The following is an 18884-nucleotide window of genomic DNA, read 5'->3' on the forward strand; positions in this document are numbered from 1 at the left end:
TTAGCGTTAATACCTGGGATATTCACCGATCAAAAGGGCGGGAATGTCTTTATATTCCATTGCACCTAGCCATTTCTGCAACTCCTTAACAGAAGTTTGGCCAATTGCCTTATCAGTGCCAGTTAGCTTGTTAGCAATTTTAGTCACTTTTTTCATCTGCTTTTTGGCTGCTTTCATATTCATAATATCGGCATAATCCATTACCTTAAGCTCGGCTTTAATTAATGGTCGCAGGCTCTTTTTCTTTGAATTAATATTGTACAGATCGCTCACAATATTAACCCAGCCTTGATGCTTGCCAGTCTGATCTACTAAATGAACTTGAACGCCATTACGTAAAGAACTAACTTGGTCAATTTTAAATAATACTCGGTCATTAATCAGTTGCTTTACTTCTTCTTTCGGCAGCGTGGCTGCCTTATGTGCATGAAGAGAAATCCTGGCATCTTGATTAAGACGAAAGACATAACCGGCCTTAGCCAATCTCTTTGAAGCCTGCTTATCAGTCTTTCCTTCCTGCTTTTGTTCAGTATTAGATGACGCATCAACAACCGCAGTAGCAAGTGCCCCAGTCGCAATTGAAAATAGTGTTACGGCAGCGGATATTCCAAGGAACTTTACGCCCTTTTTCATTAATAATTTCCTCCGATAAGTAAAAAATAGTTCTTACTATTGTAACATTTATCCTACAAATTCATTAATGAATTTTATTAATAAATAAAAATTTCGTACATAGTGTTAACTAAGTCCGCTAATCCTTTCGATGCTATTCCAGCCATAAGACTTTAAGAAAGAAATAAAAAAATAGTTTCTAAATCTAACATAATTTAGAAACTATCATTATTAATAATACTTATTGAGCATTATTTAGTTCAGCTTGTTTCATTGCCACGCGCTCCGAAATCTTGATAAACGGAATATAAAATAGTGTACAAACAGCCAAGATAATAATTTGTACTAAAACCACTTTCCAATCGCCACCACTAGATAGAATACCACTTAAGATTGGTGGCGTTGTCCAAGGGACCATATAGGCTAGTGGCTTAACAAAGCCAATGGCTGTTGCAAAGTATCCAATTAACGACCCAATTACTGGGCTCAAGACGAATGGAATAATCATTGGGATGTTAAAGACAATTGGAAAGCCAAAAATAATTGGCTCGTTTATTTCAAAAATACCAGGAACGATGGCTAACTTAACCACGTCCTTATAAGGCTGATAATGTGATACTAGTAAAACGGCTATAATTAACGCAATTGTCAAACCAGTTCCACCCATTTGAGAATAAACTGTTACAAAATCTGTATTAATAATATGCGTAGCTGGTCGGCCTGCTGAAACTGCAGCGGTATTTTCATTCATATTTACTAAATTTAATGGATCTAGCAATGATCCGTTAATAACTGTTTGGTGAATACCTAGTGTATATAAGAAGTTGCCCGTCGAATAAATTAGTAAAAACCCTGGAAGAGAAGTATTAACCTTTCTTAAAGGCTCTTGGATTAGCCGCGAAATCAAGGTTACTAAATCAACGTTAAAAGCGGCAAAAATAGCGGCAGTAATTCCAAATATACTCAAAGTTATCAGTGATGGTAGAAGAACGGAAAAGCTTTGACCAACTGCTGGTGGTACCTGATCACCTAAATTAATCTTTAATGCTTTAATTTTGGATAGCCTTAAATAAATTTCGGTTGCAAGCAGACCAATAATTATACCGGCAAACATCCCCGTCGTACCAACCTGCGAATATAAGACAGCTCCAGTAACGTCAATTGCTTTTTTTGCCCCTTCTGGCGTAATGCTAACATGAATTGCCAGCATAATGAAAACAGCGGATAACGCAACAGCCGCCGCTGAAATTGGGTTTTCGTATGATTTGTTTTTAGCTAAATAAAAGGCAATCATTGGCGCTATTAAAATACTGGCAACATTTAGTGTACCGTTTGTTAGTGCTGTTCCAAAAACCTGAAATTTTGCTAACATTGCTCCTTTTAAGAGCCAAGTAAATAATACGTTGTTGAAAAAGACGGCAATCCCAGCCAAAATAAACATCGGCATTAACGTCGCAAATGCATCCCGTAATGAGCGCAAATGCACCTGATTACCTATCTTAACCGATATGTCGGTAAATTTATCCAAAAATCGTTGCAGCTTTGGATGAGCCTGTGTACTAGTCGAATCATTCATATCGAATTCCTCCAAAAATCAAGATAAATCACGGCCATTAGACCGAATTACCTTTTTCAGCCAATAATAACTTTTCTTGGGTACCCGCTTCATATCACGGAGATCATGATTAGTTCGATTGACATACACAACGCCATAACGTTTGTCCATGTCACCTTGTGAGCTTAAAATGTCAATCAGGCCCCAACCTAAATAGCCAATTACATCAACGCCATCTTCTTTGATGGCTGCCTGCATAGCCTTAATGTGACTGCGATGATAATCAATCCGGTAGTCATCTTGAATCGGCGTTTTACCATCCCATTTTTCACGCACGCCAATACCGTTCTCTATTGGAAACACTGGCAAGTGATAACGCTGATAGATTTTATTTAAAACATCACGAAAACCGAGCGGATCAATCTGCCAGCCCCATTCACTTGTTTGCAAAACGGGATTAAGCTTACGACCAAATTCTAAATATTGATTTGGTGCTGTGTCGGCCGGAATCTTGCTTGCATCAATTGTGCTGGAAGCATAATAGCTAAAACTTAAAAAGTCGCTTTTAACTGCTGCAATCGTTTCTTTTTCCTTATCAGTCACGGCAAGCTGCAAGTGATGATTTTTGATAAAGGCTAATACAGCAGCGGAGTGCTTCCCATAGCTGAACACATCGAGCAAGTCATAATTTAAAAACTCGTCAATCTGGTGTGCCGCAAAGGCATCCTGCGGATCCGCGGTTGCACCGTAAACTTGGTTATAGGCTAGCATGCCGCCAATCTTAGCGTCCGTGTTTTCATGAAGATAATTGGCAATTGCGGCATGACAATACATGACATTATGCGCAATTTGATAAAGCTCACTTAACGTTTTTTCACCCTTTAGATAACCTGCGATCTTAAAGGCTTCGGAAGTATGGTAAAGATTTTGTTCATTAAAAGTGATCCAGTATTTAACCCGGTCAGCAAAATGATCAACGATAATCTTGCCGTAGCGGATAAAGGCATCACAGACCTGCTTATTAATAAAGCCGTTATACTTTTGAGCTAAATGAAGTGGCATATCAAAATGATATAAGCAGATCATTGGCTCAATGTTGCGTTCCAGCAGTGCATCCACTAGCTTGTCGTAATACTTTAACCCCTCCTCATTGACTGCACCATCGCCATCTTTAATTACCCGTGACCAAGAGACCTGGAACCGATACATGTTCATGCCTAAATCTTGCAGATAGTCAAAGTCCTCGGTGAAATGATGGTAGTTATCGTTAGCAAAATGCCAATCACTTGTATGCTTGCCGGGCTTACGAATGTCATAAACGGATAAGCTCTTACCGCCTTCATTCCAGCCACCTTCGGTCTGCATACTTGAAGTTGAATTACCCCAGAAAAATTTTGTCATTTGTTTTCTTCTTTCTTTTATTAAAAGCGCTTTCAGGATTAATGTTATTTCATCTTGCACTTGAAGTAAATCTTTGCCAAGATGTAAGTAAAGCTATTTGTTTACTTACAATTTAAGGGGAACACTTATGTCAGCTAAACCACTTTATGTTAAAATCGCTAACCATATTGAGCAGGATATTCTAACGCATAAATACCAAAAGAAACTCCCTCATATAGATCAACTCGCCGATATTTACCAAACCAGTAAAGTAACGATTATTAAGTCACTTAGGTTCTTGCAATATAAGGGGATTGTGCAGCCTATCCGTGGTCATGGCACACTCATTTTGACTGAAAAAGAAATGGAAATTGCTAAAAAAGATAATGCTAACGAACATGTCGGCTTTACCGAGAGAATTAAAAACACCGAATTCTTAACGAGCAACATTATTTCCTTTGCCACCCGTGAGCCGACTGAGAAAGAAGCATCTTATTTAAAAATTGGTCTTAGTGATCCTGTCTATGACATCATTCGGCAACGTTTATTAAACAATTTTCCTGTTAGACTGGAATATACAATTATGCCTGTCAAGGTCATTCCTGGTATCACAATGGCAGTGCTTGAACAATCGATTTATAGCTATATTGAAGGCAAGTTGCATTTAAAAATTGGCAAGGCCAATCGCACTTTTCGCGCCGATAAGCCTGACGCCTACGATCAGTTGTATTTGAAATGTGATCAGACCGACCCCGTTTTTGAAGTTGAGCAAATTTGCTTTTTGGATAATGGTCTACCGTTTGAATACTCGCAGACCCGTAACAGATACGACCATGGCGAATTAACCCTAAACCAAGTCTAAATTTAGCTAAACAAAAAGAGGATTCCGCATTAACGGAGTCCTCTTTTGCTTTAAAAAATATTACTTGTTAGCCTTATAGTAAACGTCAACTCGTTCATTTTGACTATTGGCGTTAATTACCTTAGTTGGAATAACACTCTTAGTTGGTGTATATCCCGCAATTTGTGGTAAACGATATTTTTCCCAAATATCTGTGTGCCATGAGCCCGTAGTTCTCTTACCGGTAGCTTGATCAATTGTTACCGTCCGGCGTACAACGGCCACTTGGTTAATTGTCTTAATCGTGCCATCTGGCTGATGAACATTAATTGTTCGTGTGAAAGTTTTGATTTCAGTACTTTGAACTAATTTATGGTTAACATTAACTTTAATTACTTGCTTGCCCGTTGCATCAACCTTGATGGTTGGCTGAGGCGAAGCAGCTAATTCGTAGCCTGCAGGAACATGGTAATTTGGCGTGATCGTTTCACCAACATAGCCAGTAAGCTGTTGTGTACCTACGACCTTGCCATTATCTAAATATTGCACAGTGATAGTTTGCTCAACTGGTTCGTAAAAAATATCAACTACCTGATCTTGCGTTTGCCCATCAACAACAGCCGCAGGAATTTGCTTTGAACTTGCTGAATAGCCAGCAAAAACCGGTACATCATATGCTTCCCAGGTTGCTGTTGACCAAGCACCATAATCAATCGAGCCATCTTCGTTTGTATTTACTTGTCGTTTAATCATGGCTGTTTGAGTTATCGTTTTCGTAGTATCATCAGGTTGATGAATATTAATTAACCGGCTAACAGCTCTTGACTCAGTTGAGGTTTCTGCAACTGGTGCAGCAGCAACCCAGTCGTAAGTCGTTATTGCATCGCGACTTTCCATTTTCATTAATTCATCAGAAGTATACTGTTTGCCCTGCTCATAACCACTAGTTGCCACCCAATATGGAGCGGTCACTTTCTTATTAGTGCCTGGTACCAACGTTCCTACTGCTGGAACATCTGGTAATCCCATTTCAGCGTATTGTGAAAACAGTACCTTTGTTCCAAGAACTAAGTGATTTAAGTTCTTACAGTCTAAAAACATATTGTTCATAGGAATATATAAATCTCTAATTTTCAGATTTCTTAAGTCCAGACTGGTTAAACTAGTACAACCAGCAAATAAATTATTTAAATAGAAAGCATTTGGCGCCTTAAGGCTACTTAAGTCTAAAGTCTTCAGACTTGAACATCCCGAAAACATGTATTGCATATCACCTGCGTTAGGTAAAACCCAACCGCTTAAATTTAAGTTTTCTAAACTCGTGCAATTTTGAAACATCCACTGTAAGTTGACAAAATTGCTAGTATTAAAATTGCTTAAATCTAGGCTTTTTAAACTAGAACAGCCAGCAAACATTTGCGAAATAGTTGTAACGTTTGAAGTATCAAAATGACTCAAATCTAAACTTTTCAAGCTTTTACATCCCTGAAACATTCCAGACATATCAGTACATTTTGAAGTATCAATATTAGATAGTCCTTCAATAGTAGTTAGGTTTTCAAGATAACCAAAGTGAAGTGGGCCGTCACTTTTTACACCTGGATCAATTACAATTTTAGTTATTCTATTATCGCGGCTTGGTATATCGTAAATTGTTCCTTCATGTATATATAGAACATAGTCATTACTTTCTTTTTTGAATTCCCATTTACTTGTGCCTTCAATACCTTGATCAATTAATTCTGGAGTTGTTGCCGCTTTTGTAGTTGGAGTTTGCTTATTTGCTTCTTCGTTACCTGCACTGACATTTGAATCAGTGTCTTTAGCAGTAGTAGCTGCTGGCTTATCGTCAGTAACATTAGCAGTTGAACTATCATCTGCAGTCGTTTTATCGTTAGAATTGACATCTGCTGGAATAGTATTGGGCTCAGTTGCTTTATCTGCCTTGGGTGCCTGAACAATCGTGCTATTTTGATCATTAGCTGAATCTACTGTTGCAGCTTTGGCTTGTTGCTGCGTTAATGCTAATCCGCAAACTAATCCGACTACTGTTGAAGAAACAATTAATCCTTTTTTCTTATTATTTTTCATGATTTTTCCTTATTTTGCTTTTTTATAGTAAACGTCTACTGTTTCAGCTTGAGTAGTTGCCGTTACTGTCTTGGCTGGTACAATTGTGCTGCTGGCTGTGTAACCCTTAATTCTTGGAATCTGAATCTTGTCCCATCTGCCATTGCTCCAAGAGCCGTATGTCCGTTGACCAGTGACTAAGTCTTCTGTTACTGGCCGGCTTAAAATCGCTTCTTGATTAAATGTCTGTACCGTGCCATCCGGCTTGTGAATGTTTATTGTTCTGGTAATTGACTTTAATTCATTTGTCTTCATCATTTGGTGTTTAACATTAACGTTAATAATTTGCTTGTCTGACTTGTTAATCGTAATTGTTGCTGGCGGGCAAACTACTTCGTAGCCTGCTGGTGCCTGATAATTTGGCTTAATCTTTTCGCCGGCAATTCCAGTAATTTGTTGCGTGCCAACAACCTTACCCTTGTCAATATATTGAATTGTTGCGGTATACTTAGCCGGACCATAGGTAATATCAATTGTTTGATCCTTTGTTTCAGCAGTTACAGTTTGCGCCGGAATTTCCTTAATGCTTGCTTCATAGTCCTTAAAAACAGGTACTTCGTAAGCAGCCCATTGTGCCGTTGACCAGTCACCATAAACAGTTGAACCATCATCGTACAAATCAACTTTACGGCTAATCGTAGCTGCCTGGCGATCATTCTTTAATTTACCGTCTGGCTGGTGAACGTTAATTGTCCTGGTAATGGTTTTACTTTCAGTTGAAGACTTAACCAAGGACTTTTCTTTACTCCAATCATACGTAGTTACTTGATCACGATCAGTAATTGCCATTAACTCAGCTGAGGTATACTTTTGACCCTGATTATAGCCCGTAGTTGCCACCCATTTGATCTTTGGATTGGCATTCTCTGGTAACGTTGCATCGGAAGTAAACTTCGTTTCAGAGCCTAGCACTAAATGATTAATCTTATCGCAATAGCTGAGCATACCATTAAAATTGGTTACGTTAGATGTATTAAAGTGGCTTAAATTTAAACTAGTTAAACTCTTGCAGTCATCAAACATCCATGACATATCTACTACATTGCTAGTATCAAAATTACCTAAATCCAAACTGGTTAAACTGTTGCAACCGTTGAACATTCCGAACATACTAGTGACTTTAGCAGTATTAAGACCACTTATATTTACATTAATTAAGTTTGTACACTCGGAAAACATCCTTTCCATGTTTGTAACATTAGCAGTATCAAAATGACTTAAATCCAAACTGGTTAAATTACCGCAATAATTAAACATCATCGACATATCTTTTACATTGCTAGTATTAAAATTGTCCAAATCTAAACTGGTTAAGCTACTACAACCATAGAACATGCTATTCATATTTGTAACTTTAGATGTGTCAAAATGACTTAAATTCAAGCTGGTTAAGTTTGAACAAAAAGAGAACATATAACTCATATTTGTAACTTTAGAAGTATCAAAACTACTTAGATCTATATTGGTTAAACTTCTACAGCCGCTGAATATGCCGACCATATCTCTAACATTAGATGTGTCAAAATGACTTAGATCTAAACCGGTTAAACTGCTAGAGAAAAAGAACATATAGTTCATATTTGTAACTTTAGATGTGTCAAAATGACTTAAGTCCAAACTGGTTAAATTCGAGCAATAAGAAAACATGTCGCTCATATCTGTAACGTTGGCTGTATCAAAATGACTTAAATCTAAACTGGTCAAACTCTTGCAGCCATCAAACATCCATGACATATCTTTTACATTGCTAGTATTAAAATTGCTTAAATCTAAACTGGTTAAGTTGTTACAATCACGGAACATGGCATACATATTTGTAACTTTAGATGTGTCAAAATGACTTAAATCTAAACTGGTTAAGTTGTTACAATCACGGAACATGGTATACATATTTGTAACTTTAGATGTGTCAAAATGACTTAAATCTAAACTGGTCAAGCTGGAACATTTACCAAACATACTATGCATGTTTGTGACCTTAGCAGTGTCAAGATTGTTTAGGCCTTCTATTGTGGTTAGCCTGCTTAAGCCATAAAACAATCCACCTGATTCCTGATTAGCAACTACACCTTGATCAATCTTAATTTTCGTTAATTGGTCTTTAAAAGTACTGTTTAATTGAAGAATCCCGTTATATAAAAAATCGCTATTAATCCATTTGGATTCGCCTAATGTACCAGCATGCAGATATAGCACATAGTCGTCACCTTCATGCTTATACTCCCATTTACTCGTGCCCCATGTTCCTTGATCAATTACTTCTGGAGTTGTTGCCGCTTTTGTAGTTGCAGTTTGCTTATTTGCATCTTCGTTACCTACACTGGCATTTGAATCAGGGTTTTTAGCAGTAGTAGCTGCAGGCTTATCTTCAGTGACATTAGCGGTTGAATTATCATCTTTATCCGCATTTTCTTGGGAGTCAGAATTAGCTGGAAAGGTATTTTGCTCAGTTGCTTTATCTGCTTTGGGTGCCTGAACTATTGTGCTGCTTTGATCATTAGCTGGATCTACCGTTGCAGCCTTTGCTTGTTGCTGCGTTAATGCTAAACCACAAACTAGTCCCACCACTGTTGTTGACATAATTAGCCCGTTTTTCTTTATATTATGTTTCATTATTTTCTCTTTCCTAATATACGTAATAATAATTAATTTATCTTATTTTTGTTATATACACTCTAGAAATTAAAGCAAATACTTGTATAAATAAAACAAATGGTACCATGCAGATGGTTAGTCTTCACAGTACCATTCACTTGTTCTATATTAATTATAAATATTTAACTTTACTTATTTACAGAATAGTATATTTCCACTTGTTCATTTTCACTATCCGCTGTTACTTCTTGACCGGTTACTGTTGTTTGACTTGGCGTATAACCAGTGATTGCCGGTACCTTGAATTCGTCCCAGCTGTCATTGTGCCAACTGCCATAGGTCTTTTCCCCTGTTATTTGGTCTAGGCTCACAGTTCGTCTGATAACCGCCACTTGATTATAAGTTTTAATGCTGCCATCAGGTTGGTGGACATTAATTGTTCTAGTGATAGTCTTCAGCTCCGTATTTTGAACTGACTTAGGATTAACCGAAACTTTGATAACTTGCTTTCCTGAACCGTCAACTTTAATACTTGGCTGTGGTGCAGCGGCTAGTTCATAGCCAGCTGGCGCATGATAATTAGGCGTCAATGTATCGCCGGTGTAGCCAGTTAATTCCTGCGTACCAACGACTTTACCACTAGCATCAACATATTGCACCGTGATTGTTTGTTCAATTGGGTCATAGTATATATCGATTGCCTGATCACCAGTCTGACTAGTAACTGTTTGGGCAGGTATCTCTTTAACGCTTGGATTATAACCAGCAAAAGCGGGTACTTCATGAGCAGTCCATTGTGCTGTTGTCCAATTGCCCCATGAAATTGAACCATTTGGCTTAATTATTACAGGTCTAGTAATCATTACCGTTTGCGCGTCTGTCTTAGTTGAGCCGTCTGGCTGATGAATGACAATTAAACGCGTTACTGCCTTAGTTTGCGTTGTATTAGCCGCTACTGTTTGCGTAACCCAGTCATAGGTTGTGACTTGATCACGCCCAGTTAATGACATTAACTCAGCTGATGTATAACGCTTACCTTGTTCATAACCGCTAGTTGCCACCCAGTAAGGCGCAGTTACAATTCGATTAGAGCCGGAAACAACGGTATTAACAGCAGGCACAGCAGGCAATTTAACATCAGAAGTTAACTTAGCTTTTGCTCCAAGAACTAAGTGACTGAGGTTTTTGCAATAACTAAACATATATCTCATGTCTGTAACATTGACTGTGTCAAAGTGACTTAGATCTAAACTGATTAAACTGCTACAACTGCCGAACAGGCCATACATATTTGTAACTTTAGATGTGTCAAAGTGGCTTAAATCTAAACTGGTTAAATTGCTGCAACCATAGAACATGTAGCTCATATCTGTAACTTTAGATGTATCAAAGTGGCTTAAATCCAAACTGGTTAAACCATTGCAGTTATAAAACATCCATGACATATCTTTTACATTACTAGTATTAAAATTACCTAAATCCAAATTTGTTAGACTGCTACAATCGTCGAATAAATTATTCATTTTTGTAACATTAGTAGTATTAAAGTTGCTTAGATTTAAATCTGTTAATTTTGAACAATCGGCAAACATGTAACCCAAATTTGTAACATTAGACGTATCAAAATGGCTTAAATCCAAACTGGTTAAACTCTTGCAGCCTTCAAACATCCATGACATATCCACTACATTGCTAGTATCAAAATGACTTAAATCCAAACTGGTTAAACTGCTACAATCATCGAACATACCATACATATCTGTAACTTTAGATGTATCAAAATGACTTAAATCTAAACTGATTAAGCTACTACAATCTCTGAACACACCAAACATATCTGTAACCTTAGATGTATCAAAATGACTTAAATCTAAACTAACTAGGCTTTTACATCCCATAAACATTCTACGTATATCTGTCGCATTAGCCGTATTGAAGCTGCTTATATTCAAAGTTGCTAAGTTACCACAGCCAAAAAACATCATCGAAAATCCAAAGTCTGTAACTTTTGCAGTATCAAAATTACTTAAGTCTAAGGCGGTTAGGCTGCTACAATCTTCAAACATGCGATACATAGAGATGACTTTACTAGTATTAAAATGACTTAAGTCTAAGCTGGTCAAGCTGGAACATTCACCAAACATATCACGCATGTTTGTGACGTTAGCAGTATCAAGATTGCTTAGGCCTTCTATTGTAGTTAGCTTGCTTAAACCGTAAAATAACCCACCTGATTCCTGATTAGCAACTACACCTTGATCAATCTTAATTTTTGTTAACTGATCTTTAAAAGTACTGTTTAACTGGAGAATCCCGTTATATAGAAAATCGCTATTAATCCATTTAGATTCGCCTAATGTACCAGCATGTAAATACAGCACATAGTCGTCACCTTCATGCTTATACTCCCATTTACTCGTGCCCCATGTTCCTTGATCAATTACTTCTGGGTTTGTTGCCGCTTTTGTAGTTGCAGTTTGCTTATTTGCATCTTCGTTACCTGCACTGACATTTGAACCAGCGTCCTTATCAGTGTTATCTGCAGGCTTATCGTCAGTAACATTAGCAGTTGAACTGTCATCTGCAGTCGTTTTATCGTTAGAATTGACATCTGCTGGAATAGTATTTGGTTCAGTTGCTTTATCTGCCTTGGGTGCCTGAACAATTGTGCTGCTTTGATCATTAGCTGGATCTACCGTTGCAGCCTTTGCTTGTTGCTGCGTCAATGCTAAACCACAAACTAGTCCTACCACTGTCGTTGACACAATTAACCCGTTTTTCTTTATATTATGTTTCATTATTTTCTCTTTCCTAATATACGTAATAATAATTAATTTATCTTATTTTTTGTTATGTAAACACTAAAAGTTAAAGCACATACTTGTATAAATAAAACAAATGGTACCATGCAGATGGTTAGTCTTCACAGTACCATTCACTTGCTCTATATTAATTATTAATATTTAACTTTACTTATTTACAGAATAATATATTTCTACTTGTTCATTTTCACTATCCGCTGTTACTTCTTGACCGGTTACTGTTGCCTGACTTGGCATATAACCAGTGATTGCCGGTACCTTGAATTCGTCCCAGCTGTCATTGTGCCAACTACCATAGGTCTTTTCCCCTGTTATTTGGTCTAGGCTCACAGTTCGTCTGATAACCGCCACTTGATTATAAGTTTTAATGCTGCCATCAGGCTGGTGGACATTAATTGTTCTAGTGATAGTCTTCAGCTCCGTATTTTGAACTGACTTAGGATTAACCGAAACTTTGATAACTTGCTTTCCTGAACCGTCAACTTTAATACTTGGCTGTGGTGCTGCGGCTAGTTCATAGCCAGCTGGCGCATGATAATTAGGCGTCAATGTATCGCCGGTGTAGCCAGTTAACTCCTGCGTACCAACGACTTTGCCACTAGCATCAATATATTGCACCGTGATTGTTTGTTCAATTGGGTCATAGTATATATCAATTGCCTGATCACCAGTCTGACTAGTAACTGTTTGGGCAGGTATTTCTTTAACGCTTGGATTATAACCAGCAAAAGCGGGTACTTCATGTGCTGTCCATTGTGCTGTCGTCCAATTGCCCCATGAAATTGAACCATTTGGCTTAATTATTACAGGTCTAGTAATCATTACCGTTTGCGCATCTGTCTTAGTTGAGCCATCTGGCTGATGAATGACAATTAAACGCGTTACTGCCTTAGTTTGCGTTGTATTAGCCGCTACTGTTTGCGTAACCCAGTCATAGGTTGTGACTTGATCACGGCCAGTTAATGACATTAACTCAGCTGATGTATAACGCTTACCTTGTTCATAACCGCTAGTTGCCACCCAGTAAGGCGCAGTTACAATTCGATTAGAGCCGGAAACAACGGTATTAACTGCAGGCACAGCAGGCAATTTAACGTCAGAAGTTAACTTGGTTCCAGACCCCAGCACTAAATGATTAAGTTTATTGCAACCGTCAAACATTCTTGACATATTTTTTACATTGCCTGTATTAAAATTGCTTAAATCTAAACTGGTTAAACTGCTGCAACCGCTGAACAGGCCATACATATTTGTAACTTTAGATGTATCAAAATGGCTTAGATCTAAACTGATTAAACTGCTACAGCCGCTGAATGTATCAAACATATCTGTAACTTTAGACGTGTCAAAGTGACTTAAATCTAAACTAGTTAAGCTGCTGCAACCATCGAACATGTCATAAATATTTGTAACTTTAGATGTATCAAAATGACTTAAATCCAAACTGGTTAAACCGCTACAATCATCGAACATATTATCCATATCTGTAACCTTAGATGTGTCAAAGTGGCTTAGATCTAAGCTAGCTAGGCTTCTACATCCATCAAACATGCAATACATATTTGTTGCCTTAGCCGTATTGAAACTGCTTATATTCAAAGTTGCTAAGTTACCACAGCCAAAAAACATCATCGCAAATCCAAGGTCTGTAACTTTTGCAGTATCAAAGCTACTTAAGTCTAAGGCGGATAGGTTGCTGCAACTTTCAAACATGCGATACATATTTGTAACTTTAGATGTGTCAAAATGACTTAAATCTAAACTGGTCAAGCTGGAACATTCACCAAACATACTACGCATGTTTGTGACGTTAGCAGTATCAAGATTGTTTAGACCTTCTATTGTGGTTAGCTTGCTTAAGCCATAAAATAATCCACCTGATTCCTGATTAGCAACTACACCTTGATCAATCTTAATTTTGGTTAATTGGTCTTTAAAAGTACTATTTAATTGAAGAATCCCATTATATACAAAATCGCTATTAATCCATTTGGATTCACCTAATGTACCAGCATGTAAATACAACACATAATCATCACCCTCATGCTTATACTCCCATTTACTCGTTCCCCATGTTCCTTGATTAATTACTTCTGGAGTTGTTGCCACTTTTGCAATCGCAGTTTGCTTATTTGCATCTTCATTACTTGCACTGACATTTGAACCAGTGTCTTTATCACTAGTAGCTGCAGGCTTATCTTCCGTGACATTAGCAGGTGAATTATCATCTTTATCGGCATTTTCTTGGGAGTCAGAATCAGCTGGAAGAGTATTGGGCTCAGTTGCTTTATCTCCCTTGGGTGCCTGAACAATCGTGCTGCTTTGATCATTAGCTGGATCTACCGTTGCAGCTTTGGCTTGTTGCTGCGTTAATGCTAAACCACAAACTAGTCCGACCACTGTCGTTGACATAATTAGCCCGTTTTTCTTTGTACTATTTTTCATTATTTTCTCTTTCCTAATATACGTAATAATAATTAATTTATCTTATTTTTGTTATATACACTCTAGAAATTAGAGCAAATACTTGTATAAATAAAACAAATGGTACCATGCAGATGGTTAGTCTTCACAGTACCATTCACTTGTTCTATATTAATTATGAATATTTAACTTCACTTATTTGCAGAATAGTATATTTCCACTTGTTCATTTTCACTATCCGCTGTTACTTCTTGACCGGTTACTGTTGCCTGACTTGGCGTATAACCAGTGATTGCCGGTACCTTGAATTCGTCCCAGCTATCATTATGCCAACTGCCATAGGTCTTTTCGCCCGTTATTTGGTCTAGGCTTACAGTTCGTCTGATAACCGCTACTTGATTATAAGTTTTAATGCTGCCATCAGGCTGGTGGACATTGATTGTTCTAGTGATAGTCTTCAGCTCCGTATTTTGAACTGACTTAGGATTAACCGTAACTTTGATAATTTGACTTCCTGAACCATCAACTTTAATACTTGGCTGTGGTGCTGCAGCTAGTTCATAGCCAGCTGGCGCATGATAATTAGGCGTCAATGTATCGCCTGTATAGCCAGTTAGCTCTTGCGTGCCAACGACTTTGCCACTAGCATCAACATATTGCACCGTGATTGTTTGTTCAATTGGGTCATAGTATATATCAATTGCCTGATCACCAGTCTGACTAGTAACTGTTTGGGCAGGTATTTCTTTAACGCTTGGATTATAACCAGCAAAAGCGGGTACTTCATGTGCTGTCCATTGCGCTGTCGTCCAATTGCCCCATGAAATTGAACCATTTGGCTTAATTATTACAGGTCTGGTAATCATTACCGTTTGCGCATCTGTCTTAGTTGAGCCATCTGGCTGATGAACGACAATCAAGCGCGTTACTGCCTTAGTTTGCGTTGTATTAGCCGCTACTGTTTGCGTAACCCAGTCATAGGTTGTGACTTGATCACGGCCAGTTAATGACATTAACTCATCTGATGTATAACGCTTACCTTGTTCATAACCGCTAGTTGCCACCCAGTAAGGCGCAGTTATAATTCGATTAGAACCGGAAACAACGGTATTAACAGCAGGCACAGCAGGCAGTTTAACGTCAGAAGTTAACTTGGTTCCAGAACCCAGCACTAAGTGATTAAGTTTATTGCAACCGTCAAACATTCTTGACATATTTTTTACATTGCTAGTATTAAAATTGCTTAAATCTAAACTGGTTAAACTGCTGCAAACATAGAACATGTAGCTCATATCTGTAACTTTAGATGTGTCAAAGTGGCTTAAATCTAAACTGATTAAACTGCTACAGCCGCTGAATGTACCAAACATATCTGTAACTTTAGACGTGTCAAAGTGACTTAAATCTAAACTAGTTAAACTCTTGCAGCCATAAAACATGTCATAAATATTTGTAACTTTAGATGTGTCAAAGTGACTTAAATCTAAATTAGGTAAACTGCTGCAACCATCGAACATGCCATCCATATCTGTAACCTTAGATGTGTCAAAATGACTTAAATCTAAACTGGTTAAACCGCTACAACCATCAAACATACTACCCATATCTGTAATATTAGATGTGTCAAAGTGGCTTAAATCCAAACTGACCAGATTTTTACATCCAAAAAACATGCAATACATATTTGTTGCATTAGCCGTATTGAAGCTGCTTATATTCAAAGTTGCTAAGTTATCACAGCCAAAAAACATCATCGCAAATCCAAGGTCTGTAACTTTTGCAGTATCAAAGCTACTTAAGTCTAAGGCGGATAGATTGCTGCAATCTTCAAACATGCGATACATATTTGTAACTTTAGATGTGTCAAAATGACTTAAATCTAAACTGGTCAAGCTAGAACATTCACCAAACATATCACGCATGTTTGTGACGTTAGCAGTATTAAGATTGCTTAAGCCCTCTATTGTAGTTAACTTGCTTAAGCCATAAAATAATCCACCTGATTCCTGATTAGCAACTACCCCTTGATCAATCTTAATTTTTGTTAACTGATCTTTAAAAGTACTGTTTAACTGGAGAATCCCGTTATATACAAAATCGCTATTAATCCATTTGGATTCGCCTAATGTACCAGCATGCAGATATAGCACATAGTCGTCGCCCTCATGCTTATACTCCCATTTACTCGTACCCCATGTTCCTTGATCAATTACTTCTGGAGTTGTTGCCGCTTTTGCAATTGCAGTTTGCTTATTTGCATCTTCATTACTTGCACTGACATTTGAATCAGTGTCTTTAGCAATAGTAGCTGCAGGCTTATCTTCCGTGACATTAGCAGGTGAATTATCATCTTTATCGGCATTTTCTTGGGAGTCAGATTCAGCTGGAAGAGTATTGGGCTCATTTGCTTTATCTGCCTTGGGTGCCTGAACAATCGTGCTATTTTGATCATTAGCTGGATCTACCGTTGCAGCCTTTGCTTGTTGCTGCGTCAATGCTAATCCGCAAACTAGTCCTACCACTGTAGTTGACACAATTAACCCGTTTTTCTTTTTATTATGTTTCATTATTATCCCTTTCTAAAAATTAGTACTTTGTTATATAAATATTTTTGTTATAACAAAGCCTTAAAATATTTTATTTACATATAAACTATTTTAATACAACTTTTTAAAAATAGAACCATATTCATAGAAAAATCACAATTTTTTTGAATTAATTTAGTTATCAAGCTTAAATATACTTATAAATCATAAAAATGTATAAACATTTATCAGCTTTTTCAATAAAACAGATATTAATTCAACAATTTAATTTAAGCAAAAAAAGACCGCAATTGAATTGCGGTCTTTTCGAAAAAGGTAGGAGTGGATGTTAATCCTTTTTTAATATACCATAAATTTCTAAGAAAAAGCAACATTATTTATATTATTTAAATCAATCCAGATACCAGAAATTACTATTTCATCTATCTGATACCCTTGTACGAAACCGACAATATCAGGTTGTACTTTCCCCTCAATATCAAGTTCCTTAAGCTGAACTGAAACTTGGCGATGGTTGGCATAAGCATTCATTAAAATTTTACTAACTTCTTCTACCGTCATCGGCTCTTTTTTATGATAAATAATTGAACGTTGCCGATTGTCTTTGTTCATAGTTGCTGTATGATCACTTAAAAAGAAACCCTGCCATTTTTTCATGCCCCGATCTTGATAAGTTTTAAAAAAATTATCAAGAATCTGGTCGAATTCTTCTTGATTAAATTTTTTATTCATTTTCCCTCTCTTTATTACGAACATACGTTTAAAATAATTATAAAACAAATTATTGGATTAGTAAATTTTTTCTAGCATCACAAATTAAAGATTAGAACAAAAGAAGCCCCTACCTCTTATGAGATAGGAGCTTCTTTCTTCTATGGTTATTTAGCTAACCTTTATTTTTATTCAAAGGCTGTTTGCTTAATAAATTCATCGTTACCGATTGCATAGTAAGCTTTGCCCTTAATAACAACTATATCACCGTATGTCTGAACAGTTTCGCCTTTCTTCATTGCAGGCTTACTTGTCTTGTTACCGTACTTATTGTAAATAGCTGCCTTAGTAGTTAATTTACGAGCCGTTCCTGTAACATTATCACTTGCTACATATTGACCGTTAGCAATTTCAACAAATTGACGACCATCAATTGTCTTAGTATCGCCAGCTGTAATCTTGGAGCCAGCCTTAAGAACTACTTGGTTAATTCTCTTGCCATCTCCATTATATATATAAGCATCATGCTCAAGAACAGCATTTGAAGTTACGCCATCTGCGATAACGTTATTTGCTTCTTTTCTAGCTGCCTTAAAGTTAGCTGCCTTAACATAACGATTAGTACCAACAATGTAGTAAGACTTGCCATGAATTGAAACTGGATCGCCGTAAGTACCAACCTTACTGTTCTTCTTCAGTAGTTTAGTACCTACACGCTTACCATTCTGGTTATAAACAAATGCATTGTGCTTCAATGTCCGCTTCTGCTCTTTAAAGTTATTAGCAGCAACATATAGACCATTATCAGTCAGGTAGAATTCACGACCACCAATATTAGTAGCTTCACCAAAGGTAGAAATTGTTGAACCTTTCTTGGCAACTAATAAGTTGGCACGTTTACCATCCTTGTCATAGAAGTATGCATTATGTTTAAGCTTCCGATCTGTTGCTTGAGCTGCATCAGCACCAGCACCGGCAGTTTCTGCAGCAGTACCTTGACCAGTAGCAGAATCACTGCCAGTTGAGCCTGTAACAGTAGCGCCAGCACCACCAGTACTTGTAGAGCCTTGTGAACTTGAACCGGAACCGTTTGAGCCTGAGCCATTTGATCCTGAGCCGTTGGAGCCGGAACCATTTGAGCCTGAGCCGTTGGATCCTGAACCGTTGGAGCCAGAACCATTTGATTCTGAGCCATTTGAGTCAGAACCGTTAGATCCTGAACCATTACTGTCGGAGCCGTTGGAGCCGGAGCCATTTGAGCCAGAACC

11 protein-coding genes are annotated in these 18884 nt (G+C 37.5%); 1 reads left to right on the forward strand and 10 read right to left on the reverse strand.

What is annotated here, in order from left to right:
• Positions 1-6: 6 nt before the first annotated feature.
• The 3 genes from J3U69_RS09070 to J3U69_RS09080 form a co-directional block, all read right to left on the reverse strand.
• Entirely contained in the window at positions 7-633 is a 627-nt protein-coding gene (locus tag J3U69_RS09070; protein WP_267413795.1) for a hypothetical protein, read from the reverse strand.
• Between the two features lie 220 nt (positions 634-853).
• On the reverse strand, positions 854-2188 hold the full coding sequence (locus tag J3U69_RS09075) for a PTS sugar transporter subunit IIC (protein WP_267413797.1): 1335 nt from the start codon (positions 2186-2188) through the stop codon (positions 854-856).
• An 18-nt stretch (positions 2189-2206) separates the two neighbouring features.
• Positions 2207-3568 (reverse strand): glycoside hydrolase family 1 protein, encoded by a 1362-nt coding sequence (locus tag J3U69_RS09080; protein ID WP_267413799.1) that lies wholly within the window; start codon positions 3566-3568, stop codon positions 2207-2209.
• Between the two features lie 127 nt (positions 3569-3695).
• Between J3U69_RS09080 and J3U69_RS09085 the strand changes: the two genes are divergently transcribed.
• The gene (locus J3U69_RS09085) at positions 3696-4409 is read left to right on the forward strand and encodes a GntR family transcriptional regulator (RefSeq protein WP_220220029.1); all 714 of its coding nucleotides are present in this window, start codon (positions 3696-3698) and stop codon (positions 4407-4409) included.
• Between the two features lie 60 nt (positions 4410-4469).
• Here the strand turns inward: J3U69_RS09085 and J3U69_RS09090 are convergent, their stop codons facing one another.
• The 7 genes from J3U69_RS09090 to J3U69_RS09120 form a co-directional block, all read right to left on the reverse strand.
• Positions 4470-6479, reverse strand: a complete 2010-nt coding sequence (locus J3U69_RS09090) for a BspA family leucine-rich repeat surface protein (protein ID WP_267413802.1) — start codon at positions 6477-6479, stop codon at positions 4470-4472.
• Positions 6480-6488: 9 nt separating this feature from the next.
• The gene (locus J3U69_RS09095) at positions 6489-9131 is read right to left on the reverse strand and encodes a BspA family leucine-rich repeat surface protein (protein WP_267413804.1); all 2643 of its coding nucleotides are present in this window, start codon (positions 9129-9131) and stop codon (positions 6489-6491) included.
• A 170-nt stretch (positions 9132-9301) separates the two neighbouring features.
• Positions 9302-11911: a BspA family leucine-rich repeat surface protein gene (locus tag J3U69_RS09100; RefSeq protein ID WP_267413806.1), complete on the reverse strand. Its 2610-nt coding sequence runs from the start codon at positions 11909-11911 to the stop codon at positions 9302-9304.
• A gap of 171 nt (positions 11912-12082) precedes the next feature.
• Positions 12083-14380, reverse strand: a complete 2298-nt coding sequence (locus J3U69_RS09105; RefSeq protein ID WP_267413808.1) for a BspA family leucine-rich repeat surface protein — start codon at positions 14378-14380, stop codon at positions 12083-12085.
• Between the two features lie 170 nt (positions 14381-14550).
• The gene (locus J3U69_RS09110) at positions 14551-16926 is read right to left on the reverse strand and encodes a BspA family leucine-rich repeat surface protein (protein WP_267413810.1); all 2376 of its coding nucleotides are present in this window, start codon (positions 16924-16926) and stop codon (positions 14551-14553) included.
• A 336-nt stretch (positions 16927-17262) separates the two neighbouring features.
• Positions 17263-17637 (reverse strand): hypothetical protein, encoded by a 375-nt coding sequence (locus tag J3U69_RS09115; protein ID WP_220220034.1) that lies wholly within the window; start codon positions 17635-17637, stop codon positions 17263-17265.
• 167 nt (positions 17638-17804) lie between these two features.
• Positions 17805-18884: SLAP domain-containing protein (locus tag J3U69_RS09120; protein ID WP_267413813.1), on the reverse strand; the 1080-nt coding region annotated here is incomplete at its 5' end.

Source organism: Lactobacillus sp. B4026 (assembly GCF_026535825.1).
GTDB classification, from domain to species: domain Bacteria; phylum Bacillota; class Bacilli; order Lactobacillales; family Lactobacillaceae; genus Lactobacillus; species Lactobacillus panisapium.

Coding starts and splice junctions, on each gene's coding strand:
- J3U69_RS09090 (WP_267413802.1), bottom strand. CDS start 6,479: ATGAAAAATAATAAGAAAAAAGGATTAATTGTTTCTTCAACAGTAGTC.
- J3U69_RS09115 (WP_220220034.1), bottom strand. CDS start 17,637: ATGAATAAAAAATTTAATCAAGAAGAATTCGACCAGATTCTTGATAAT.
- J3U69_RS09110 (WP_267413810.1), bottom strand. CDS start 16,926: ATGAAACATAATAAAAAGAAAAACGGGTTAATTGTGTCAACTACAGTG.
- J3U69_RS09105 (WP_267413808.1), bottom strand. CDS start 14,380: ATGAAAAATAGTACAAAGAAAAACGGGCTAATTATGTCAACGACAGTG.
- J3U69_RS09075 (WP_267413797.1), bottom strand. CDS start 2,188: ATGAATGATTCGACTAGTACACAGGCTCATCCAAAGCTGCAACGATTT.
- J3U69_RS09070 (WP_267413795.1), bottom strand. CDS start 633: ATGAAAAAGGGCGTAAAGTTCCTTGGAATATCCGCTGCCGTAACACTA.
- J3U69_RS09085 (WP_220220029.1), top strand. CDS start 3,696: ATGTCAGCTAAACCACTTTATGTTAAAATCGCTAACCATATTGAGCAG.
- J3U69_RS09095 (WP_267413804.1), bottom strand. CDS start 9,131: ATGAAACATAATATAAAGAAAAACGGGCTAATTATGTCAACAACAGTG.
- J3U69_RS09100 (WP_267413806.1), bottom strand. CDS start 11,911: ATGAAACATAATATAAAGAAAAACGGGTTAATTGTGTCAACGACAGTG.
- J3U69_RS09080 (WP_267413799.1), bottom strand. CDS start 3,568: ATGACAAAATTTTTCTGGGGTAATTCAACTTCAAGTATGCAGACCGAA.